Origin of the sequence: Acidocella sp. (assembly GCF_036489515.1) — a bacterium.
Taxonomy (GTDB): domain Bacteria; phylum Pseudomonadota; class Alphaproteobacteria; order Acetobacterales; family Acetobacteraceae; genus Acidocella.
This window is the reverse complement of sequence record NZ_DASXFO010000042.1, coordinates 39,727-62,350: the sequence shown is the minus strand read 5'-3', so window position 1 is coordinate 62,350 and position 22,624 is coordinate 39,727. Positions and strand designations below refer to the sequence as shown.

Sequence of the window (22,624 nt, the reverse complement as noted above, 5' to 3'; positions counted from 1 at the left end):
GCCCGCCAAGCAGGGCACCGGCATAATCCGCTCCCGTGCCGCCGCTATGGAATATCGCGGCATGGCTGCTCTCTCCTCCCCACCGCCGCCCGAGGATTGCATGACCCACGCCCCCGGCGCATATCGGCGCTCAATGGACCAGCGTCCCACCCTGACCGAACCGCACCATGACAGTGTCACCTTCCCCGAAGGTCTGACGCTCGATTGCGGCCACCATCTGGAAACCCTGACCGTCGCCTATCGCTGCTATGGCACGCTGAACGCGGCGCGCCGCAACGCCGTCATGATCTGCCACGCCCTCACCGGCGACCAGTATGTGGCCGAGCCGAACCCGGCGACCGGCAAGCCCGGCTGGTGGGAACGTGTGGTCGGGCCGGGCCGGCCGGTCGATACCGACAAATTCTTCGTCATCTGCGCCAATGTGCTGGGCGGCTGCATGGGCAGCACCGGGCCGAGCAGCCCGCGCGACGGCCGCCCGGACGAGCCCTGGGGCACCGATTTCCCGCCGGTGACGATCCACGACATGGTGCGCGCGCAAAAGCGCCTCGTCGACCATCTCGGCATCGACAAGCTGTTCGCCGTGGTCGGCGGCTCGATGGGCGGCATGCAGGCGCTCTCCTGGGCGGCGCAGTATCCCGACTCGGTGTTCGCCGTCGTGCCGGTGGCGGCAGCACCTTATCATTCGGCGCAAAACATCGCCTTCCACGAAATCGGCCGGCAGGCGATCGCCGCCGACCCGAATTTTTACGCCGGCCGCTACTGGGCCCATGACGTGACGCCGGCGCGCGGCCTCGCGGTGGCGCGCATGACCGCGCATATCACCTACGTTTCGGAAGCCGCCCTCACCCGCAAATTCGGCCGCAAGCTGCAGGATGCGGCGGAACTCTCCTCGCTCGGCGACCGCTTCGAGGTGGAGAGCTATCTGCAATACCAGGGCTCCAGCTTCGTCCGCCGCTTCGACGCGAATTCCTATCTCACCATCACCCGCGCCATGGACCTGTTCGACCTGGCAGCGGATCATGACGGCGTGCTGGCCAACGCCTTCGCCGGCAGCAAAACCCGCTTCCTCCTGGTCTCCTTCACCTCGGACTGGCTGTTCCCCACCGCGCAGTCGCGCCTCGTGGCGCGCGCGCTCAACCATGTCGCCGCCAACGTCTCGTTCGTCGAAATCACCTCCGACAAGGGCCACGACGCCTTCCTGCTCGACGAGCCGGATTTTCACCGCAGCCTCGGCGGCTTCCTCACCGGCTGCGCGGAGCATGCCGGGCTGAAATGAACGCACCTAAGAAAATGCGCGTCGACCTGGCGCTGATCGCCGGCATGATCGCGCCCAAGGCACGCGTGCTGGACATCGGCTGCTCCGACGGCACGCTGATCGAGCATCTGTTCCGCACCAAGCAATGCGACGCGCGCGGGCTGGACCTGGACATGGGCGCGGTGACCCAGGCGGTGACGCGCGGCCTGCCGGTGATGCAGGGCGACGCCGATACCGACCTCACCGCCTACCCGGACAACGCCTTCGACTACGTGGTGCTGTCGCGCACCCTGCAAGCCGTGGAAAAGCCGCGCGAAGTGCTGCGCCAGATGCTGCGCATCGGCACGCACGCCATCGTCAGCTTTCCCAATTTCGGCCATTGGACGCTGCGCCTGCAACTGCTGGTGACCGGACGCATGCCGATGACCTCCACGTGGAGCCGTCCCTGGTACGAAACACCGAACATCCACCCCTGCTCGATCTGCGATTTCTTCGCGCTGTGCGAAACCGACGGCTACAAGGTCGAGGAATGGCTGGCCGCCGACGAGGAAGGCGCACGTACGCCCTGGCGGCGGTCGCAGGCGCTGGCCAACCTGTTCGGCGAACAAGGGTTGTTTTTGCTTAGGAAGGCTTAAGCTAAACAAACAAAAGTAGCCGCTTTTAAAAAAGCGGCGCAAAAATTTTTGTTAGTCTGGGTCATGGGCATTGTCGGCGACACAGCCCATGACCCAGATTAATAAAGTTTTTTTGCTACTTTTTGTTCACAAAAAGTAGCCTTCGCTTACTGTTGGTTATTCGTCGCGATGCCGATGCTGGTGATGCCGGCCTTGCGGGTCAGGTCCATCACATTCATCAGCTCTTGCAGCCTGGTGCCCTTGTCACCGGCGATGATCACGTCGGTGGTGTGGCTCGCCTTCACGCCTTGCAGATAGGCCTCCAGCGTGTCGGCGCTCATCACCTGGTCGTTCACATGGAAATCGCCTTGGGCGTCGATGACGATCACGACCTGGGTCGGCGGCAGCCGTTGCGCGGTAGCGGCACCTGGCAGCGACAGGGTCACGCCCGAATCGGGGATCATCCGCAGCACGATCATCACGAAGAACACCAGAAGGAACATCATGATGTCGATCATCGGCACGATCTCTAAGCGGGGCCGCTCTCGAATCAGCAGGTCACGATTTCTGCGCATGGGTTAGACCCCGCTCCTGACGCGCGACACGACCGGGCGCTGTGCGCCCACACCGCCGGTGCCGTTGCCGTGCACGCGGTTGATCAGGATCAGCTTGATGAGCTCCAGCTGGTGCACGATGCTCCGGGTCAAGCTGTTGAAATAGTTGACGAAATATACGGCGATGATGGCGATCAGCAGGCCGGCGCCGGTGGAGACCAGCGCGTCGGCGATGCCGCCGGTGACCTTGGCCGGGCCGCCATTCACCGCCAGCACGTTGAACGCCTGGATCATGCCGATGATGGTGCCGAACAGGCCGAGCAGCGGGGCGATGGTAACGGCCGTGTCCAGCACCCAGAGCAGGCGGCTGATCTTCGGCATTGCCGTCATGATCTCCTCCTCGAGATGCATCTCCATCGCCTCCGCATCCTCGCCATGCGAGGCGATGGCGGTGGCGATCAGATGACCTTGCAGCGTGTCAGAAGAGTCATCGGCGATCGCCTGCAGGGCAGCAATGTTCCGATACCCCACCTGGCGCAGGCGGTTGTGAATATCGTGGCCCTGGCGCAGGATCCTTTTCAGCAGATACAGCCGCTCGATGGCCACCGCGAGGGTGATGATCAGCAGCAGCGGCATCACCGCCAGCAGCCCCCCGGTGAGAATGACCAGTCTGCCGAACTCCTCCATAGACCCTGAACTCCTAACGCAAAGATGGACGCAGTTGCGGCGCCGCTGCGATCAGCGCCGCCGTGTAACGATGCTGCGGGGCCGCGATCAAGCTGGCCGTCTCGTTCATCTCGACGATGCGCCCCGCGTTGAGCACCGCGATCCGGTCCGCCATGTAGCTTACCACGGCGAAATCATGGCTGATGAGTATATAGGATAACATATCACTCCGCGCGAGATCCTTCAGCAGGTTCAGCAGCATCGCCTGGGTCGAGACATCGAGCGCCGAAGTCGGCTCGTCAAGCACGATCACATCCGGCGCCGCCGCCAAAGCGCGGGCGATGGCAATGCGTTGCGCCTGGCCGCCGGAGACCGAACCCGGCAGGTAATGCGCCAGTTCCGGGTTCAGCCCGACCCGGCCGAGCAGGGCCGTCACCCGGCCGCGTATGTCCGCCGCGGTGAGCCCGCCCTTCAGCCGCAACGGCTCGGCGACGATGTCGCCGATGCGCAGGCGTGGATTCATCGATTCCCGCGGGTCCTGGAACACCACCTGGAGACGCCGGCGCTGCGCCCGCCGCTCAAGCCCGCGCAACGGCGCGAGGTCGTGCCCGTCCAACCGCACCTGGCCCTCGTAAGGGATCATCTGCAGCACGGCACGGCCCAGGGTCGATTTGCCGGACCCGCTCTCCCCCACCACGCCCAGGCATTCGCCCCGCCCCAGAGCAAACGCCACATCCCGCAGCGCCGGCAGATTTTCGGACCCGCCCCCGAACCATTTTGTTGCGCCGGCATAGCGCACGGTGAGATCCTGCGCCTCCAATTGCGGTGCGAAATTTTGCGCCGCCGGCAGCTCAGGCGGCGCCGCGTGGCTGGTGCCAGCGGTCGGCAGCGGGAACAAGCAGGCTGCCGCGGTGCCGCCATTGGCGGAAAACGGCGGATAGGCGGTCTCGCATTCAGGCTGGCGGTAGGCGCAGCGGGCTGCGAAGCGGCAGCCGGCGGCGCGCAATTCCGGCTCCGGCAGTTGGCCCGAAATGTTGTGCAGCCGCGTTTGGCCGAGGCGCGCGACCGCGCCCAGCAGCGCCGCGCTGTAGGGGTGACGCGGATGCGCGAAAAATTCTTTTGCGCCGCCGAACTCCACGCTGCGCCCGGCATAAAGCACGTGGATCGCGTCGGCATGTTCCTCCACCACCGAAAGGTCGTGGGTGACGAACAGCACGCCCATCGCATGCTCGCGCCGCAGTTTCGCGATCAACGCCATGATCTGCCGGGCGATCAGCGGGTCCAGGCCGGTGGTCGGCTCGTCGGCAATCAGAAGTTTCGGCGAACAGGCCAGCGCCATCGCGATCATCACGCGCTGGCGCATGCCGCCCGAGAACTGGTGCGGGTAGTCATCCAAACGCTGCGCCGGGTTGGGAAGACCGACCTCGCCCAGCAGCTCCAACGCCCGCACCCGCGCCGCGCGCACGCTGCCGCCCTGGTGCACGCGCCAGGCCTCCTGAATCTGCGACGCCACGGTCCGCGACGGGTTGAGCGCCGCCAGCGGGTTCTGGAACACCATGCCGACATCGCGGCCGCGCACGGCGCGCATCGCCTTGTCATCCAGCGACGTCACCTCGGTGCCGGCAAGCCGGATGCTGCCGGACATTTCCGCGCCCTGCGGCAGGAGCCGCATCACCGAGAGGGCGGCGATGGTCTTGCCGGAACCGCTCTCGCCGACCAGCGCCAGCATCTCGCCGGCGCCGATGGTGAGGTTCAGCGCGTCGAGAATCGGCACATTGCCGGTCCGGCCGCGCGGCAGCGACACCGAGAGGTTCTCGAGTTGCAGCACCTCGGTCATCGGCCGGGTTCCCAGCGCCGCAACAATCCCTGGCCGGTGAGCGATGCCGCCAGGAGCGACATAAACACCAGCAGGCCGGGCGGCAGGATCAGCCACCACGGGTCGAGCGCGATGAGGTTCAGCCCCGATTCCAGCAGGCTGCCCCAGCTGACCTGCGGCGGCTGCACGCCAAGGCCCAGAAAGCTCAAGGCGGACAGAGCGAAAATCGCATCGCCGATCATGAAGGTGCCGTTCACCACCAGCACCGGCGCCATCACCCGCAACAGATGCGCGCGCGCGATATAAAAGCGCCCGGCGCCCATCTGCTCGGCGGCAAGCACGAAATCGCGCCCGCGCTGCGCCCGCGTCTCGTTGCGCACCAGGCGCGCGAGACCGGGCCAGGAGATGAGGCCGAGCAGCAGGATCAGGCTGGTGTCGTTCAAGGTCACCAGGGCGGCGAAGAAGATCAGAACGATCAGGCTCGGAAGTGCGAGAATCGCATCCAGCAGGCGCATCATCAGCCGGTCCGCCCAAGTCGGGCCGAGCCCGGCGGCGAGGCCGTAGGCGATGCCGGTCACGAAGGCCAGCACCGCCGCCGGCAGCGCCACCACCATCGTTGCGAGCCCGCCGGAGAGCAGCAGCCCCAATTCGTCGCGGCCGAGCTCGTCAGTGCCCAGCGGAAACGCCCAGCTCGGCGGCTCCAAAGCGTGATCCGGATGGATCGCGAACGGATCAGGCGGATACAAAAACGGCGCGATGAAGCCGATGAAGAGAATCAGCCCGGCCAGGCACAGCCCGACGGCGAGCGTGGGACGCCGCGTCATCCATGCGATCGCGCGCCCCAGCGGGGCTGCTGGCAGACCCGGCGGCGGCGCAAGAATCCGGTCACTCATAGCTGGCCCTGGGGTCCAACAGCCCGTTGACCAGATCGGCGAGCAGATTGCCGATGACGGTGAGCAGGCCGATGATCAGCACGATGGCGATCAGGATCGGGTAATCCTGCGACAGCGCCGAACGCCACATCAGCCAGCCCAGGCCGGGATAGTTGAACACCGATTCGACGATCACGCCGCCGGTGAAAATATACGGGAAAGACAGGCCGATCATCGTCACCAGCGGCCGCAGCGCGTTGCGCAGCACGTGGAAGAACAGGATGGCGGGAAAAGCGACCCCTTTCGCCCTCGCGGTGCGCACATAATCCCGGCCCAGCTCCTCGCGCACCGCCTCGCCGAAATAGCGCGACAGCGCGGCGGTGGTGAGCAGCGTGACGGTGGTGACCGGCAGCACCAGATGCGCGGCGTAGGAGCCGATGCCCGGATGGCCTAAGCGCAGATCGGTGATGCCGCTGGCCGGGAGCAGCCGGAGCTGCACGGCGAACCAGAGCACGAGCATGGCAGCGACAAAGAACGGCGGAAGTGCGTAAAAACCGAGCTGCAGCCCGCCGATGAGTTTCGCCGGCCAACGCCCGTCATACACGCCCTGCAGCAGACCGACGCCGATCGAGAGCACTATGCTGGTCACGATCGAGGCGCTGTAGAACACCAGCGTGTTCAGCTCATAGCGCCACAGCAGCTGCCCGACCGGGCGGTTCAGCAGATAGGAATAGCCTAGCTGGCCGTGCAGCAGATGCCACCACCAGATCGCGTATTGCCGCCACAGCGGCGCATCGAGGCCGAGCCTGGCATTGAGTTGCGCCACCGAGGCAGCGGTCGCCTTCATGCCGAGGATCGAATAGGCCGGGCCGCCGGGCGTGAGATGCGCCATGAAAAAGACCAGCGTCACCAGAATGACGATGGAAAGCGCCGAAGAAGCCAGCCGGGCGGCGATCATGCGGATCATGATTTTGGTCCTCCCCCCGCGCTGCAATAAAGCTGGTCAGGATAATAATTTCCGCTGGAATCCACGAAGTCTTTCACGCCGTGGAGCGTGTCGCGGGAGAGAATTGAGGGCTGGGCGGCCGCCTGGAAAATCACCGGCTGCTGCGCGCTGGCGTAATTCTCATAGGCGTAGAGCCCGGAAAGGCCGGCGGCTTCGGTGCTCGCCGTGATCAGCCGGTCCATTTCCGGGTCGGAATACCCGCCCGCGTTCTGGGCCGCATTGGTGCCGAACACTTCCTCGCCGGACGGATAGACACCGGTGGTCTCGCCCAGCCCGGCCGCCTGCCAGTCCGCCTTCGGATTGCCGAGCATGGCCACCAGCTGGTTGAACTCGATCTCCCGCACCTTCATCCGGATGCCGATTTTCAACAGATCCGCCTGCGTCAGTTCGGTGACCTGCTGGTTGTCGGCGTCGCCGGTCAGCATCAGGTAGGTGAAAGCAAGCTGTTTGCCATCCTTCTGCATGATGCCGTCCGGGCCCGGGCTGTAACCCGCCGCCCGCAACAGCGCCCGCGCCTTTGCCGGATCGTAGCCCACGGGATAGTGCCCCGCTTTCATCTCCGGCGACAGGAAGGTGGGCGGCGCCGGCACGACCGGGCCGTAAATCTGCACACCCAGCCCATGATCGATCAGCCTGACCATCGTTTCCTGGTCGATCGCATCCGCCATCGCCTGGCGTACCCGCACATCGCGGAAGAACGGCACAGCGGGATTGCGGAAATTCAGCGCGATCTCGCCATAAGCAGCGACCGGCGGCAGCGTGGTCAGGCGCAGGCCCGGCAGATGCTGCACCGCGCGCCAGAGCGGCAGCGGCGCGTTCGCCATGTCGAGATCGCCCGCCTCGACGCCCTGCAGCGCCGCACCGTCGCTCTCCAGGAATTTGAAGATCAACCTGCCAAAATGCAGTTTCGGGCCGTCATAAGTCGGGTTCGGCACGAGAACGAGATCGAGCCCGATATCGAGGCGCTGGGCTTGCAGTGGCCCGTCGACGACGCTGAAAAACGCCGGCGAGCTCTGCCCCTGGAAAATCTGGTCGACCGTGTCGCGGCCCCAGGAATGTTCCGGCAACGGGAGCAGCTGGCTGAGGCCGTTATAGATGAACCAGGTCGGGTTAACCTGATGCGTCAGCACCAGCTGGAATTGCGTCGGGCTGATGATGTTCAGCGCATTCACGATGCCCGGCATGCCGCCCGCGCCATATGCCGCATAGGTGGTGCCGAGCGCCTTGATCAGCTTGAACGTGTAAGCGACATCCGCCGTGGTGACCGGCACGCCGTCCGACCAGTGCCAGGGCCGCAAGCTGACATCATAGGTGGTACCGTGATCCGGCGTGGTGACGGCGCTGGCGATGCTGCGCGACCAGTCGATTTTCCCGGTATTGGCGTCCAGCCAGATCAAGGGCTGATACAGCAGACCCGCCGCCTGCTGGTTGTACAGCGACGTGACCAGAAGCGGATTCATCGAGGTGATGTCAGCACCGTTGCCGACACCGACGCCGGTCGGCACGACGATGGTCCCGCAGTTCTGCGGCGCCGGAGCTGCGGCCAGGAGCAAAGGCAAGAAAAGGGGAAGACTTCTTTTTGTGAACAAAAAGAAGCAAAAAAACTTTGTTATGCTGGGCCTAGGGCGTTGTCCGCGACAACGCCCTAGGCCCAGCATAACAAAAATTTTTGCGCCGCTTTTTTTAAAAAGCGGCTTCTTTCTTCTAATCATTTTGCCCCGGCCGGATCTCGATCGGAACCAGGAAAGCGTGCGGCTGGGCCGGCATGTCGCTGTTGAAGGGCGGCAGCTGCGCGTCGCGGGCATGTTCCAGAGCGGTCGCGTCGATGATCGGCACCCCGCTCGACTTGACCACGCGGGCGGACAGCACCCTTCCATTCGGCCCCACCACGATCTCGATCTCCGCCGTGCCGGAAGCCCCCATCTCCGACAAGACCGCCGGCACGTTCTGGTTGGCCTGGATGATCGAATAGATTTGCTCGCCATAGATCGGAATGCCGCTGGTTCGCACCACGGGCGCGGCAGGCGGCGCGGCTGGGGTCGCCGGCTGCGGTACGGCTGCGGCCGGTGGTGGCGCCGGGCGGGCCGGCGCCTGAGCCGGGGCCACGTGCCTGATGACCGGATGCGGCGCCGGCTTATAGACATGCCGGACGGGCGGTGGTGGCGGCGGCGGTGGCGGCATGGTCGGCACCGCGATCGGACTGGGTACCGGCGGCGGCTTCGGAATCACGGCCGGCAGGGGTTTGGGCGGCGGCACCACTTTCGGGGGCACAAGCGGCGCCAGCGGCGCCGGTTTCGGCAATTGCGCCAACGTCACCTGCGTCACCTGGATCGCCTGCGGCGCGGGCGTAGGACTGAAAGAAACGGAAATCCACACCCCGACAGCCGTGATTGCCGCGACCAGGAGGACGGCGACGAGCAGGGCACGCGAAAACCCTAATTCCCGCGGCTCCCAGGACGGGACTTCATCGCCGGCCGACATTAATGCCACGTCTCTGCTCCTTCGCCGTCCCGGCCGTCATAAAAGAAAGTGGCCGCTTTTTAAAAAAGCGGCGCAAAAATTTTTGGCGATGCTGGGCCATGGGCGTTGTCGCCGACACAGCCCATAGCCCAGCATAGCAAAGTTTTTTTGCTACTTTTTGTTCACAAAAAGTAGCCTTACCCTTACTGCTGAGCGCGCCACACCAGCGTGCCGAGGCGCTGGCAATGCGGGCAGATCGGCGCCCAATCGACACAGCGCGTCTGGCAGCTCTCGCAGACCCAGCCGGCGTCGCTGCCGGCGTGCGCCAGCTTGCCCTCCAGGCGCGCCAGGATATCCGTGGCCCTGCCGTCATCGGCATGCGTGGCGAGCGCCGCTTCGGCGTGGCGGCGCGCTTCGCCGGTCAGCCGCGCCGCCAGGGCGGTTTCGCCCAAAACCAGCTCGCTCTCGGGATGGTTGGGGCGGACAGCCGCCAGTTCGGAGGCGGCCTGGGCGCGTTCCAGAGGTGTTGCCAGCGGGTCGAGGTAAGCGGCGGCGATCAGCGGGTGCGGCGCGGCTTTCCAGCCGACGGCCAGGGCCTTTTTCGCGGCGCGCGGCTTGCCGACCTGGCGCAAAGCGGCGGCATAGGCAACCACGGCCGGGGCCAATCCGGGGGAAGCTTTCACCGCCTTCTTGGCATAAGCCAGAGCGTTTTGCGGCGTCGTGCTGGCGGAAGCGGCGGCGGTGGCGAAAGCGGCGATTTCCGCTGGGTTCCGGGTCAAGGCCAGGGCCGTGCCCCAATCCTGTTGCCGCACTGCCAGCGCCTTTTTTTGCTCCTGCAGCCAAGCGCTGCCGGGATAAGCGCGCTCGGCCGCCACCACATGGTCCCTGGCTGCCTCGTGATCCTGCACCGCCAGGCTGTGGCGCAACAGGCCGTGATGACCGAGAAAGCCCATGTCCTTGTGCTGGGCCAGCTGCCGGAAGGCCTCCTGCGCCTGTTCCGCCATCCCCGCGAGGCGCGCGGATTCGGCGGTCAGCAGCAGCACCAGCGGCGTGTCGCCCAGGCATTTGCGCGCCCGCCCGGCTTCAGCCCGGGCCGCCGCGGCGTCACCCGCGGCCAACGCGACGAGGCCGCGCTGCGTGGCGATCTCGCCCAACCGCTGCCGCCGCCCGCCACGCCAGGCCAACACCCCGCCCGGTGCGCGGCGGACGCCGCCCAGCACACGGAGCAGAGCGGTCAGCAGCAACGCGATCAGGACCAGAATCAGCAGTGCCGCCGGCACCGAGGTTTCGACCCGGTAGGGACCGGAAACGGCCGTGACATCGCCCGGCAGGCCGCCGATCCACCAGGCCAGGACCAGCAGAAGCGCCGCGATGACGATGAATCTAACCGCGCGCCACATGGCTCAGGCCTGCCCCGCCATGCTCGCCAGTGCGGCGCGTGCCGCCAGCAGCGCCCGCGCCTGGGCGAGCCAGCCGACCATCGCCTGCTGCGTGGTCACGCTGAGCGTGTTCAGCTGCGCCACCGCGCCGGCCAGGTCGCCGACATCGAGCAGCGTGCGGGCCCGGCCAATCACCGCCGCGGCGGGTGCGCCGACCAGCACATGCGAGCCTGCGCTGACGGTGACAAAATTTTCCAGCCGCGCCAGCGCGTGCGCCCAGGCGCCGCCTTTGGTGTCGCCGGCAACACTCGCCGCCTCTGCGGCGCGGGCGGCGGCGGGAAAACCAAGCCGCAACGCCGCTTCCGTCGGCGGCGGCGTGGTCGCGAAATTGCTCAAGGCCGGCGGGGCGTTGGCGATGGTGCCGAGCGGCTGGCCGGCATCGAGCGCCATGCGCGCCGTCTCCAGCTGGTTCAACAGCTCGATGCGTGCGGCGAGCTTGGTGAGGTCCAGCGAATTGCTCTGCAGCATGGTCAGCGCGCCGTGATCGGCGGCCATCTGGCTCTGCACCGCGTTGAGCTGCGCCGCGACAGTGGCCAGCTTCACCGAGAGGTCCGCCTGGGCGGCGACGCTGCCCGAACCCGGCCGCGTCTGCATCGCAAGCTGGCGTAGATCGTCAACCTGCGTCTGCAGCACCGCGAGCTGCGTGGCGTTTGCCGCCTCCGCCTGCAGCCGGTACCACAAATATCCCTCCCCGGCGCCGATCAGCACGATCAGCGCCAGCAGCGGATAGGGCCAGACCGTGCGGCGCGGCCGCGCGGCCGCTGCCGGTGCTGACACCGGCTCGGGCCGCAAGGCGGGCAGCGCGGTTTCGGCCGGCACCGGCTCGGGGGAAGAAGTTGTCTCGCTGTCGCTCATCACAATAACGCCATCAGGTCTGCTTCGGTGGGGGCTACAGCGACACGAATTGCCGCCCAGGGCAAGCCATCGAGGCCCGAAGCGACCACCGGGCTCAGCGCGTAGGCGGTGATCGAAGCGGTGTTGCGCGGCCGCAGCCGGACGAAAGCGCGGGCGGTTTCCGCGGAATAGAACAAAGCTGCCTGGAGTTTTTCCGCGGCCAGAGCAGCGGCGATGTCCGCCGGCAAGACGCGCAGCGGCCGCGCCGCATAGACTTTCCGGCGCAGGACCGAAATGCCGGCCTCGTGCAGCTGCCGGGCGAGCGCCAGCCCCTGCCGTTCGCCCACCGCCATCACATGCGTGCCGGGCAGACGCCGCGCACAGACCAGGCGGAACAGATCCCCGGCATCGCCGCCGGCGCTCTCGACGCGGCAAAACCCGGCCGCGCGCGCCCGGTTCGCCGTCGCGTCGCCCACGCAGAACGTCGGCACGCCGTGCAATCTTGCAGGCAAAGGCGGAATGGCCTGGCCGCTGGTCACGATCAGCGCGCCGACATTTTCCGGCAGGTGCACCGGGCGCGGAACAATCTCGAGGCAGGGTGCCAGCACCGGCTCATGCCCCAGGGAAACCAGCCGGCTGGCCGTGGCGCTCGCCCCCGGCTCCGGCCTGGTCACAAGGATCCTCACGGAGCGAAAATATCGTCCGGGCTGTCGGCCTTCAAAGACAAGCCCAGTTCCCGGCCCATGATTTCAGCATCGGCCACGCTGCCGGTAACGCTGCGCCGGAGTAAAAAACTGCCATCCGCACGGGCGACGAGCCCGGTCAGATGCAGGCTGCCATCTTCCAGCAGCCGCGCATAACCGCCGATCGGCGTACGGCACGAACCGTCCAGCGCGCCGAGCAGCGCCCGCTCGGCGGTCGCCACCGCCTTCGCCTCCGGATCCTCGATCCCGGCGAGCAACTGGAGCAATTCCACATCGTCGGTGCGCACGGTGATGCCGACGATGCCCTGGCAGGCGGACGGCACCATCTGCTCCGGACTCAGCACCACGCTGGCTTTTTCCGCCAGCCCCAGACGCCGCAGCCCGGCATAGGCGAGCAGCGTGGCGTCGAGCTCGCCGGCCTCGATCTTGGCGAGGCGCGTGCCGACATTGCCCCGCAGGAGCGAGAATTGCAGGTCCGGCCTGGCATGTTTCAGCTGCGCCTGGCGGCGCACCGAGGCGGAGCCGATTTTTGCGCCCTTCGGCAACACGGCATACGGATCGGCGGGATCGACCGGGGCGTGGCCCGGCGGCAGCACGAGCACGTCGCGTGCGTCCTCGCGCTTCAGCGTGCAGGCGAGCGTGATGCCCGGCGGCAACTCGGTTTCCAAATCCTTAAGGCTGTGCACGGCGAAATCGATCCGCCCTGCCGCCAGCGCTTCGTGGATTTCCTTGGCGAACAGCCCCTTGCCGCCGATCTCGGCGAGCGGGCGATTTTGCACCGCGTCGCCGGTGGTGACGATGATGTGTTCCTCGAACACATGCATGCCGCGCAGCACCGGGCAGAAATGCTCCAGCAAGCCGAGGAATGTAGCGGTCTGGGCGCGGGCGAGGGGCGAACCGCGGGTGCCTACTTTGAGGGGAAGTTCGCGGTGATGGGGCTTGATCGGGGGTGTTACAGTACTCACAAGCATGCTCTAGAGCGAGCGACATGGAAAGAAAAGCTGCACTTATCACAAGGCCGGTATTGGGAATTGAGAGTTCCTGCGATGAAACCGCCGCCGCGGTGCTGGGGCCGGACGGGGAAATTCTCGCCGAGCTGGTGCTGAGCCAGATCGCCGACCATGCCGCCTTCGGCGGCGTGGTGCCGGAAATCGCCGCGCGCGCGCATCTTTCCGCCCTGCCCGCCTTGGTCCAGGACGCGCTGCGCCAAGCTGGGCTCGGTTTCTCCGATCTCGCCGCCATCGCCGCCACGGCCGGGCCGGGGCTGATCGGCGGCCTGCTGGTGGGCTCCGGCTATGCGCGCGGTGCTGCGATCGCAGCCAATCTGCCATATCTGGCCATCAATCATCTGGAGGCGCATGCGCTGACCGCGCGGCTGCCGGGCTTAACCGACGAGCAGCCGCAATTTCCGTATCTGCTGCTGCTGCTCTCCGGCGGGCATTGCCAGTGCGTGGCGGTGGAAGGGGTGGGCCGCCACCGCCTGCTCGGCGCGACGCTGGATGACGCGGTGGGCGAGGCGTTCGACAAGACCGCGAAACTGCTCGGCCTGCCCTATCCCGGCGGCCCGGCGCTGGAAGCAGCGGCGCGGACCGGCGATCCGCAGCACTTTCCCCTGCCCCGGCCGCTGCTGCGCCGGCCGGGCTGCGATTTTTCCTTCTCCGGCCTGAAAACCGCGGTGGCGCAGCTGGTCGCCGCACAACCGCCGGGACCACTGCCACAGGCCGTGGCCGCGGACATCGCCGCCAGTTTCCAGACTGCCGTGACAGACATCCTCGCCGACCGTTTGGAAAACGCCCTCGCGCTGCTGCCCGGCGCAGAAACAATCATCATCGCCGGCGGTGTCGCCGCCAACGCGGCGATCCGCGCCCGGCTGGGAGACATCGCCACGCGGCGGGGCAAAAAACTCATCGCGCCGCCGCTGCGCCTGTGCACCGACAATGCCGTGATGGTCGCCTGGGCCGGCATCGAGCGCCTGCGCGCGGGGCTGGTGGACGAGATTTCCGCCCCCTGCCGGCCGCGCTGGCCGCTGGAGGCGCTGTGAACTACCGCCACGCCTTTCATGCCGGCAATTTCGCCGATGTGGTGAAGCACGCGCTGCTGCTGGACCTGCTCCGCGCGATGCAGCGCAAGGACAAACCGTTTCTGGTCCTCGACACCCATGCCGGCATCGGCCGCTATGATCTCTCCGCTGGTCCCGCCGAAAAGACCGGGGAATGGCGCGACGGCATCACCAAAATTTTGGCGGCGCAGCCGGAAGCGCTCGCGGATTATCTGGCGGTCGTGGAAAGACTTGGCCTGTATCCGGGCTCTCCCGCCCTCGCCGCTGCCCTGCTGCGGCCCGGCGACCGGCTGATCGCCTGCGAGCTGCATCCCGAGGACGCGGCCACGCTGAAACAGAATTTCCGTGGCAACCCCGGCGTCGCCATGCACGAGCGCGACGGCTACGAAGCGTTGCGGGCCTTCCTGCCGCCGCCCGAACGGCGCGGGCTGGTGCTGATCGACCCGCCATTCGAACGTCCGGACGAATTCGCGACGCTGGAAAAGAATCTGGTCGCCGCCTTTGAGAAATTCCGCACCGGGGTGTTCGCGGTGTGGTACCCGATCAAGCACCGCGCGCCGGTGCGGGAATTTTTTGAGCGGCTCAAAACCTCAAAACTGCGCGACGTCGTCGCCGCGGAATTTCTGCGCCGCCCGCCGACCGACCCGGCGCGGCTGAATGGGTGTGGCCTGCTGGTGGTCAATCCGCCTTTCGGCTTCGAACCCGCCGGGGCCGCGATGCTGCAGGCAATCCAGGACGTGCTCGGCGAACCGGGCGGCAGCTTCCTCATGGAAAGGCTGATCGATGAGTAAAGGCGAGACACTCGGGGTGATCGGCGCGGGCGCCTGGGGCACCGCGCTGGCGGCGCTGCACGCACGGGCCGGACGAAACGTGACGCTCTGGGCGCGCGATGCGCAGCGCGTCTCCGCCATGCTGGTCTCGCGCCGCAACGACCGGCTGCCCGGCGTGGTCCTGCCCGACCGGCTGCAAATCAGCAACCACATCCCCGACGCCGATATTTTTCTCCTCACGGTGCCGATGCAGCATCTGCGCGCGACGCTGGCGCTGCTGCCGCAAGGCGACGCCCCGGTGGTGCTGTGCTGCAAGGGGCTGGAGACCGGCACCGCCCTGCTGCCGCCGGAGATCGTCCAGGCCCGCCCCACGGCGATGCTGACAGGGCCGAATTTCGCGCATGAGATCGCCGCCCTCCTGCCCGCCGCAACGGTGCTAGCGACACAAGACACCGCCCTGCGCACGCGCCTAATGGCGGCTCTGAAAACCGACACGCTGCGCCTCTATGGCAGCGCCGACATCATGGGCGCGGCCTTGGGCGGGGCGGCGAAGAACGTCATCGCCATCGCCGCCGGGGTGGTGATCGGCGCCGGGCTCGGCGAGAACGCCCGCGCCGCGCTGATCACCCGCGGCATCGTCGAGATCGCCCGGCTGGCCTCCGCCCTGGGCGGGCGGGCGGAAACCGTGTCCGGCCTATCCGGCCTCGGGGATTTGCTGCTCACCTGCACCGGCGTCAGCAGCCGCAACTATTCGCTCGGCCTGTCACTCGGCCAGGGCGAAAGCCTGGCCGACATTCTCGCCCGCCGCTCCAGCGTGACCGAGGGCGTCGCCACCGCTCCCGCTTTGCTCGCACGCGCCGCTGCACTCGGCGTCGACATGCCGCTCACCGCCGCCGTCACGAAGCTACTGGCCGGGACGCAAAACATCGCCGAAACGATGGCGGCGTTGATGGGGCGCGAGTTGCGGGACGAATAAAAGCAAGTAGCCGCTTTTTGAAAAAAGCGGCGCAAAAACTTTTGCGATGCTGGGCTATGGGCGCTGGCGCGGACAACGCCCATAGCCCAAATTAACAAAGTTTTTTTGCTTCTTTTTGTTCACAAAAAGAAGCCTTTCCTTTCGCTTGCCTGTAGCGCTACCCATTGTTGCATGAAGGCAACAACATTTCTGCTCCTCGCGGCGTTGCTCCTGGGCACGGCCGCGTATTTGCGGACGCCGGAATATGACGAGGCTTATTCGCTGTTTCTGACCGCCGGCCACGCCTTGCCCGCCTGGCCGGCCGGCGTTTTCACCGCCGGGTCGGTGCGGGGCTTGTTCTCCGGCCAGGCCGGCTTCGCCGCCATCGCCCAGACCCTGAAAAGCTCGGATGTGCATCCGCCGCTCTATTTCTGGGTGCTGGAGATGTGGCGGCGCACCGCCGGGCCGTCCTGGTTTGTGGCCCGGATGCTTTCGGTGGCGTTTTCGATGGCCGCTCTGGCCCTGGTCGGGCGGCTCGCGGCGATGACGGCGCGGCCCGTTCTGCCGGCCATGGCCCTCACGTTGCTCAGCTACGGTTTCGCCTATACCGGGATTCTCGTCCGGAATTTTGCCCTGGCGCAATGTCTGGCGCTGCTCGGCGTGACGCTGTTGCTCTCCGCCGTACGGCGCGACGCCCCTGATCGCTCTCTGCTGGGCGGGCTGGCGCTGGGGGCGGCGAGCTTCACCAATTACCTCACCTCGTTCCTCGGCGCCGCCATGCTGCTCTGGCTGCTGCACCGCGACCGGCGCCGGATGCTTCCGCCCGCCGCCGCCGGCTTCGGGCTGTTTTTGGGCCTCCTCGACCTGCCCTTCTTTCTCGCGCAACGCGCGTCCCGGCCCGGGCAACTTGCGCCCTTCTCCTGGCCGCACGCTGTGCTGCTGCTGGTCCGCGATGCGGGTGCTGCTTTGTTCGGCGGGCTGCCGCTTTATGCCGGGGCCGCTGGCCCCCTCGTCGCCCTGATCTTGCTTATGCTCTTCGCGACCTGCCTGATGGCGTCATGGCACCAGGAGTCCAGCCCGTTTGCGCTCCTCGCGGCGGCCCCGCTTATCGGGCTGCTGCTGCTCGGCCTGCTCTTCGACAACACGCCGATCGAAATTCGGTATCTGGCCTTTTCGCTCCCCTACCTCGCGCTGTACCTGGCGGCGCTGCGGAGCAAATTATTGGTGCCGCTGCTGGCGGTGCAGAGCCTGGCGGTGATCGGCCTGATCGCCGCTCCCGCCACCATGCAGCCCCAGGCAATCGCGGCGCGCATGGCGGCGAAATATCCGGGCGCGCTGGCGCTGGTGCCCTTCGGCAATGACGGGGTGGGCGTGCCCGGCCCCTTCATCGCCGCCGCCCCCGACAGCCAGCGGATCGAAATATTTGGGGACCGGCTTCCCGACCTTGGGGTGGAGCCAAACATCATCCTGGCCACGCCGAATGCCGACGCGGCAAGCCGCGCCAGCGCCGCGATGGCGCTGGCGCGGCTCTTGAGCAACCCCTGTCTTGTGAAAACGGCGGCGACGCGCGCCGCCGTGTTATTTGCGGATCGCTGTGTGGATCAGCACCGCGAGAGCGACAATCATCTGGACGCCGTTGATCCAGACTGATTCCCGGTGCCCGGCGTTGAACCCTGCGGTATTGCCGGCCACGCGCAGCGCGTCGAGATGCGGGATGAACCACAGCCACAGCCAGACGGTCACCAGCAGAATCAGCAGCAGCGCCAGCGCCGGCATGACCTCCCGGTTCAGCCAATAGCCGATCAGCCCGACCAGCGAGGCGATGATCATGTAGCCGTAATAGAAGGGGAAGACGGCGCGGATGAACGGCCCGGCGATGTTCAGTGGTAGATGCGTGAACACCAGCGGGGCCGTCACCGCGCCGAAAAACAACATCCCGCCAACCAGGGCGGCGAGGCCCAGGCTGGCGAGGACATTGCCGATGCCGCGCATTAGTAGCGGTACAGCTCGTGCTTGAACGGGCCGCTCTGCGACAGGCCGAGATAATCCGCCTGCTTCGTCGTCAGCGGGGTCAGCGTGGCGCCGACCTTGGCAAGGTGCAGGGCTGCGACCTTCTCGTCGAGGTGGCGCGGCAGCACGTAGACCTTGCGCTCATACTTGCCCGCCGGCGCGGTCCACAGCTCGATCTGCGCCAGCACCTGATTGGTGAAGCTGGCCGACATCACGAAGCTCGGATGGCCGGTGGCGTTGCCGAGATTCACCAGACGGCCCTCGGAGAGCACGATCAGGCGCTTGCCGTCGGGGAACACGACCTCGTCCACCTGCGGCTTCACGTTCTCCCACGCGTAGTTGCGCAGGGACTCGATCTGAATTTCGGAGTCGAAATGGCCGATATTGCAGACGATGGCGCGGTGCTTCATGGCGCGCATGTGGTCGGCGGTGATCACGTCCACATTGCCGGTGGCGGTGACGAAGATGTCGCCGCGCGGGGCCGCGGCTTCCATGGTCACGACCTCATAGCCTTCCATCGCCGCCTGCAGTGCGCAGATCGGGTCGATCTCGGTGACCAGCACGCGGCAGCCGGCGTTGCGCAGGCTGGCGGCGGACCCCTTGCCCACGTCGCCGAAGCCGGCGACCACGGCGACCTTGCCGGACATCATCACGTCGGTGCCACGGCGGATGCCGTCGACCAGGCTCTCACGGCAGCCATACAGGTTGTCGAATTTCGACTTGGTGACGGAATCGTTGACGTTGATCGCGGGCACCAGCAGCGTGCCGGCCTTCGCCATGTCCCAGAGACGGTGCACGCCGGTCGTGGTCTCCTCGGAGATGCCGCGAATATCCTTCAGCATCTCGGGATACTTGTCGTGCATCAGCTTGGTGACGTCGCCGCCATCGTCGAGGATCATGTTCGGCGTCCAGCCATCCGGGCCGCGCAGGGTCTGCTCGATGCACCACCAGAATTCGTCCTCGGTCATGCCCTTCCAGGCGAACACCGGCACGCCGCTGACGGCGATCGCCGCGGCGGCCTGGTCCTGGGTCGAGAAGATGTTGCAGGAGGACCAGCGCACCGAGGCGCCGAGCGCGGTCAGCGTCTCGATCAGCACGGCGGTCTGGATGGTCATGTGCAGGCTGCCGACGATGCGGGCGCCGGCCAGCGGCTTGCTCTTGCCGAACTCGGCGCGCAGCGCCATCAGGCCCGGCATCTCGTCCTGGGCCATCTCGATTTCCTTGCGGCCCCATGCGGCCAGCGAGATGTCCTTAACCTTAAAATCCGACGCCTGGCTCATGCGTAATTCCCTTTGTGGTGAATGCTGCCGCTCCCATATTCGTTTGCCCCGCTCCTGCCAACTGTCAGGCCCCGGGCGGCGGCGAAGTCGCGCCATAGACCGGCGCCATCAGCAGCAGCACCGCGCCATCCTTGAAATGCAGCGCGAACGGCATCCTCTGGCCCACCTTCAGCTTCGGCTGCATGCACATCAGATGGTAGCCGCCCGCGGCGAAGGTGACGCTGCCATGCGCCGGCACGGTGATGTCGGAGACCATGTTCATGCTCGACATGCCGCTCTTCTCCTGGCTCTGGTGCAGCCTCAGAGACCCGCAATCGGGGGAACTGGCGCCGGTCAGGATCGCATCACCGCTGCCGGTATTCTGCAGCACCAGATAGCCGGCGGCGGGGAGGTTCGGCAGCAGATAGCGGAACCAGGGGGTTTGCGCGTGCAGCACAGGCAAAGGCGGCTGACCGAGAGGCGAGGAATTGCCGGCCGCTTCCGCCACCGCCGGCAGTGCTGCCATCACAAAAACGAGAGCAAAAACGAGAGCGAGGTGACGAAGCTGGCGCAAGAAAGCCTCTCCATGGTTGATTGCCCCTCACCATAACCTCGGGCGCGGCCCCGGCCAAACCCTGCTTGGCCCGTGCGCAACCCAGTTCCAACTTGAACCGCGCGCGCGCCCGGCGCAGAAACGGCCCATGGAACACCCCCGCTATGCCGACGCGGCGCGCGCCACGCGCCACATGTTCATCCGCGACCTGGTGCTGATCGCATCGATCGGCGTGTATGCGCATGAGCATGATGCACCGCAGCGCGTGCGCATCAATGTCGACCTGGCCGTGACCGAGGAGGAGCCGCGGCTGTCGCGCCCGGCGGTCGGCCAGGACGAGCTCAGCCGGGTGGTGGATTATGAGAGCATCGTCAACCGGGTGCGCAGCATCGTCACCGCCGGGCATGTCCAGCTGGTGGAAACCCTGGCGGAACGCCTGTGCGAGGCCTGTCTGGCCGATCCGCGCGTATACACGGCCCGCGTGCGTGTGGAAAAACTCGATATCTTCCCGGATGCCGCCGCCGCGGGAGTCGAGGTGGAACGCCGGAACCGCCACTTGTCCACGCCCTGAATTAACCTCCTCTCAAGGCGTCTTAAGACAAAACCATGACTCGTTGATTACAACGATGTCACGCATTTATCGAACAAAATCAAAAGCTTAACTGGCAATAATCGGGAATTTTCAAAATCCTTGCGTTTTTTCCGAGTGCCAGGACACAGCTTGGCAAAACCGCTATGTCCACATACTTATCCACAGACCTGACATGACCCATTTCAGTGCGGATTCAGATCTAATCGGAGTCGCAATAATCGAGCAGGCGCTAGCAACCATGCCGGGAAATCCTGGCGTGTACCGCATGCTGAATGCGAAGGGCGACGCGCTCTATGTCGGCAAGGCGCGCAATCTCAAAAAACGCGTGACGTCCTACACGCAGCTGGCGCGCCTGCCGGAGCGGCTGCGCCGCATGGTGGCGGACACGGCGGCCATGGAGATCGTCACCACCCATACCGAGGCCGAGGCCCTGCTGCTCGAGGCCAATCTGATCAAGCGGCTGCAACCGCGCTTCAATATTCTGCTGCGGGACGACAAATCCTATCCCTGGCTGATGCTGACGGAAGATCACCCCTTCCCGCAGATCACCAAGCATCGCGGCGCGCAGACCCGGCAGGGCAGCTATTGGGGGCCGTTCGCCTCGGCCTGGTCGGTCAGCCAGACCGTGCAGGCCTTACAGCGCGTGTTTTTGCTCCGCACCTGCGCGGACACCGTGTTCGCCAACCGCACCCGGCCTTGCCTGCTGTTCCAGATCAAGCGCTGTTCCGCCCCCTGCGTCGGCCGAATCTCGGAGGCGGACTATCAAGTGCTGGTCGACCAGGCGAAGGCTTTCCTGTCAGGAAAGTCCGGCACGGTGCAGAAAGAACTGGCCGCCGCCATGGAGGAAGCCGCCGAAAAGCTGGAATTCGAGCGCGCCGCGGCGATCCGCGACCGCATCCGCGGCCTCAGCCATGTGCAGGGCAACGACGTCATCAACCCGGCCAGCCTCACCGACGCCGATGTTATCGCACTGCACCAGGAGGCGGGCCTCAGCTGCGTGCAGGTGTTCTTCATCCGCGGCGGACGCAATAACGGCAACCGCAGTTTCTACCCGGCCCAGGCCAAGGGCGACGAGGCCGGTGCGGTGCTGGGCGCCTTCATCGCCCAGTTCTACGACGACAAACCGCCGCCGCAGCTGATCCTGCTGAACCACGAGCCGGACGAAATGGCGCTGCTCGGCGAGGCGCTCTCCCTGAAGGCGGCGCGCAAAGTGACGCTGCTGGTGCCGCAACGGGGCGAGAAGCACGACGTGGTGCGCCACGCCGAGACCAACGCGCGCGAGGCGTTGGAGCGCAAGCTCGCGGAGAGCGCCGGCCAGGGCAAGCTGCTCACCGCCGTGGGCGAGCTGTTCGGCCTGGCCGAGACACCGGCGCGGATCGAAACCTACGACAACTCGCACATCATGGGCACGTCGGCCTATGGCGTGATGGTGGCGGCAGGGCCGGAAGGGTTCAACAAATCCGCCTACCGCAAATTCGGCATCAAATCCGCGCTCACCCCGGGCGACGATTTCGCGATGATGCGCGAGGTGCTGCAGCGCCGCTTCGGCCGGGCGCTGGCGGAAAACCCGGAACGCGATGATCCGAACTGGCCCGACCTGGTGCTGATCGACGGCGGCGCCGGCCAGCTCTCGGCCACGCAGGCGGTGATGGAGGAGCTGGGCGTCTCCGACATCCCGCTGGTCGCCATCGCCAAGGGGCCCGACCGCGATGCCGGGCGGGAATGGTTTTTTACGCCCGGCCGCGAGCCGTTCCAGCTGCCGCCGCGCGACCCGGTGCTGTATTTCCTGCAGCGCCTGCGCGACGAGGCGCACCGCTTCGCCATCACCACGCACCGCAACGCGCGCAGCAGGAAGCTCACCACCTCGGAACTGGACGACGTGCCCGGCGTCGGCGCCGCGCGCAAAAAGGCGCTGCTGATGCATTTCGGCTCGGCGCGCGGGGTGAAGGGGGCGGGGCTGAAGGACCTCGAGGCGGTCGACGGCATCAACCACGCCACCGCCCGCGCGGTCTATGCGCATTTCCACCCGGGCGTGCGAATGGAGGACGCCTAAGGAAGCGGCCGCTTTTTGAAAAAAGCGGCGCAAAAACTTTTGTTAATGCTGGGCAATGGGCGTGTCCGCGACAACGCCCATTGCCCAGCATTAACAAAGTTTTTTTGCTTCTTTTTGTTCACAAAAAGAAGCCTTCCCTTTGCTTTCGCTCGA

At 66.2% G+C, this 22,624-nt stretch carries 22 protein-coding genes; 8 read left to right on the top strand and 14 right to left on the bottom strand.

Annotation, left to right across the window (positions count from 1 at the left end):
* The first annotated feature begins 133 nt into the window (after positions 1 to 133).
* Both metX and metW read left to right on the top strand, forming a co-directional pair.
* A complete protein-coding gene (gene metX / locus VGG47_RS06480; protein ID WP_331536650.1) occupies positions 134 to 1,276 on the top strand; it encodes a homoserine O-acetyltransferase MetX in 1,143 nt (380 codons plus the stop codon).
* Positions 1,277 to 1,290: 14 nt separating this feature from the next.
* Positions 1,291 to 1,890, top strand: coding sequence for a methionine biosynthesis protein MetW (gene metW, locus VGG47_RS06475; protein WP_331536649.1), 600 nt, complete (start codon positions 1,291 to 1,293; stop codon positions 1,888 to 1,890).
* A gap of 146 nt (positions 1,891 to 2,036) precedes the next feature.
* Here metW and VGG47_RS06470 read toward each other — a convergent pair whose 3' ends face one another.
* The 11 genes from VGG47_RS06470 to hemC form a co-directional block, all read right to left on the bottom strand.
* Positions 2,037 to 2,444 carry an ExbD/TolR family protein gene (locus VGG47_RS06470; RefSeq protein WP_331536625.1) on the bottom strand — a complete coding sequence of 136 codons (408 nt, stop codon included), beginning with the start codon at positions 2,442 to 2,444 and terminating at the stop codon, positions 2,037 to 2,039.
* A 3-nt stretch (positions 2,445 to 2,447) separates the two neighbouring features.
* On the bottom strand, positions 2,448 to 3,110 hold the full coding sequence (locus VGG47_RS06465; RefSeq protein WP_331536624.1) for a MotA/TolQ/ExbB proton channel family protein: 663 nt from the start codon (positions 3,108 to 3,110) through the stop codon (positions 2,448 to 2,450).
* 13 nt (positions 3,111 to 3,123) lie between these two features.
* A complete protein-coding gene (locus VGG47_RS06460; RefSeq protein ID WP_331536622.1) occupies positions 3,124 to 4,926 on the bottom strand; it encodes an ABC transporter ATP-binding protein in 1,803 nt (600 codons plus the stop codon).
* On the bottom strand, positions 4,923 to 5,798 hold the full coding sequence (locus VGG47_RS06455) for an ABC transporter permease (RefSeq protein WP_331536620.1): 876 nt from the start codon (positions 5,796 to 5,798) through the stop codon (positions 4,923 to 4,925). Before VGG47_RS06455 ends, VGG47_RS06460 begins: the two co-directional genes overlap by 4 nt.
* On the bottom strand, positions 5,791 to 6,744 hold the full coding sequence (locus tag VGG47_RS06450; RefSeq protein WP_331536618.1) for an ABC transporter permease: 954 nt from the start codon (positions 6,742 to 6,744) through the stop codon (positions 5,791 to 5,793). Before VGG47_RS06450 ends, VGG47_RS06455 begins: the two co-directional genes overlap by 8 nt.
* A complete protein-coding gene (locus tag VGG47_RS06445; protein ID WP_331536616.1) occupies positions 6,741 to 8,342 on the bottom strand; it encodes a peptide ABC transporter substrate-binding protein in 1,602 nt (533 codons plus the stop codon). The genes VGG47_RS06450 and VGG47_RS06445 overlap by 4 nt, the downstream gene beginning before the upstream one ends.
* Positions 8,343 to 8,487: 145 nt before the next feature.
* Positions 8,488 to 9,264: an energy transducer TonB gene (locus VGG47_RS06440; protein ID WP_331536647.1), complete on the bottom strand. Its 777-nt coding sequence runs from the start codon at positions 9,262 to 9,264 to the stop codon at positions 8,488 to 8,490.
* Positions 9,265 to 9,446: 182 nt separating this feature from the next.
* Positions 9,447 to 10,643, bottom strand: coding sequence for a heme biosynthesis HemY N-terminal domain-containing protein (locus tag VGG47_RS06435; protein WP_331536614.1), 1,197 nt, complete (start codon positions 10,641 to 10,643; stop codon positions 9,447 to 9,449).
* Between the two features lie 3 nt (positions 10,644 to 10,646).
* The gene (locus tag VGG47_RS06430; protein ID WP_331536612.1) at positions 10,647 to 11,537 is read right to left on the bottom strand and encodes a mitofilin family membrane protein; all 891 of its coding nucleotides are present in this window, start codon (positions 11,535 to 11,537) and stop codon (positions 10,647 to 10,649) included.
* Positions 11,537 to 12,190, bottom strand: a complete 654-nt coding sequence (locus tag VGG47_RS06425; RefSeq protein WP_331536610.1) for a uroporphyrinogen-III synthase — start codon at positions 12,188 to 12,190, stop codon at positions 11,537 to 11,539. The genes VGG47_RS06430 and VGG47_RS06425 overlap by 1 nt, the downstream gene beginning before the upstream one ends.
* Positions 12,191 to 12,198: 8 nt before the next feature.
* Positions 12,199 to 13,191 (bottom strand): hydroxymethylbilane synthase, encoded by a 993-nt coding sequence (hemC, locus tag VGG47_RS06420; protein ID WP_331536608.1) that lies wholly within the window; start codon positions 13,189 to 13,191, stop codon positions 12,199 to 12,201.
* 17 nt (positions 13,192 to 13,208) lie between these two features.
* Here hemC and tsaD point away from each other — a divergent pair, with 17 nt between their 5' ends.
* The 4 genes from tsaD to VGG47_RS06400 all read left to right on the top strand — a co-directional run bounded on the left by tsaD (position 13,209) and on the right by VGG47_RS06400 (position 17,654).
* On the top strand, positions 13,209 to 14,261 hold the full coding sequence (gene tsaD, locus VGG47_RS06415; protein WP_331536606.1) for a tRNA (adenosine(37)-N6)-threonylcarbamoyltransferase complex transferase subunit TsaD: 1,053 nt from the start codon (positions 13,209 to 13,211) through the stop codon (positions 14,259 to 14,261).
* Complete coding sequence (locus tag VGG47_RS06410; RefSeq protein ID WP_331536604.1) at positions 14,258 to 15,070, top strand: 23S rRNA (adenine(2030)-N(6))-methyltransferase RlmJ; 813 nt, start codon at positions 14,258 to 14,260, stop codon at positions 15,068 to 15,070. The genes tsaD and VGG47_RS06410 overlap by 4 nt, the downstream gene beginning before the upstream one ends.
* Positions 15,063 to 16,025: an NAD(P)H-dependent glycerol-3-phosphate dehydrogenase gene (locus VGG47_RS06405; RefSeq protein ID WP_331536601.1), complete on the top strand. Its 963-nt coding sequence runs from the start codon at positions 15,063 to 15,065 to the stop codon at positions 16,023 to 16,025. The genes VGG47_RS06410 and VGG47_RS06405 overlap by 8 nt, the downstream gene beginning before the upstream one ends.
* A 171-nt stretch (positions 16,026 to 16,196) precedes the next feature.
* The gene (locus tag VGG47_RS06400; RefSeq protein WP_331536599.1) at positions 16,197 to 17,654 is read left to right on the top strand and encodes a glycosyltransferase family 39 protein; all 1,458 of its coding nucleotides are present in this window, start codon (positions 16,197 to 16,199) and stop codon (positions 17,652 to 17,654) included.
* Here the strand turns inward: VGG47_RS06400 and VGG47_RS06395 are convergent.
* The 3 genes from VGG47_RS06395 to VGG47_RS06385 form a co-directional block, all read right to left on the bottom strand.
* Positions 17,583 to 17,996 (bottom strand): DUF4149 domain-containing protein, encoded by a 414-nt coding sequence (locus tag VGG47_RS06395; RefSeq protein ID WP_331536597.1) that lies wholly within the window; start codon positions 17,994 to 17,996, stop codon positions 17,583 to 17,585. The genes VGG47_RS06400 and VGG47_RS06395 overlap by 72 nt on opposite strands.
* Entirely contained in the window at positions 17,996 to 19,294 is a 1,299-nt protein-coding gene (gene ahcY / locus VGG47_RS06390) for an adenosylhomocysteinase (RefSeq protein WP_331536595.1), read from the bottom strand. Before ahcY ends, VGG47_RS06395 begins: the two co-directional genes overlap by 1 nt.
* Before the next feature lie 64 nt (positions 19,295 to 19,358).
* Positions 19,359 to 19,847: a copper chaperone PCu(A)C gene (locus VGG47_RS06385; RefSeq protein ID WP_331536593.1), complete on the bottom strand. Its 489-nt coding sequence runs from the start codon at positions 19,845 to 19,847 to the stop codon at positions 19,359 to 19,361.
* Positions 19,848 to 19,974: 127 nt separating this feature from the next.
* Here VGG47_RS06385 and folB point away from each other — a divergent pair, with 127 nt between their 5' ends.
* The gene (folB, locus tag VGG47_RS06380) at positions 19,975 to 20,397 is read left to right on the top strand and encodes a dihydroneopterin aldolase (protein ID WP_331536590.1); all 423 of its coding nucleotides are present in this window, start codon (positions 19,975 to 19,977) and stop codon (positions 20,395 to 20,397) included.
* A gap of 193 nt (positions 20,398 to 20,590) precedes the next feature.
* Positions 20,591 to 22,471 (top strand): excinuclease ABC subunit UvrC, encoded by a 1,881-nt coding sequence (gene uvrC, locus VGG47_RS06375; RefSeq protein ID WP_331536588.1) that lies wholly within the window; start codon positions 20,591 to 20,593, stop codon positions 22,469 to 22,471.
* Positions 22,472 to 22,624: the final 153 nt, after the last annotated feature.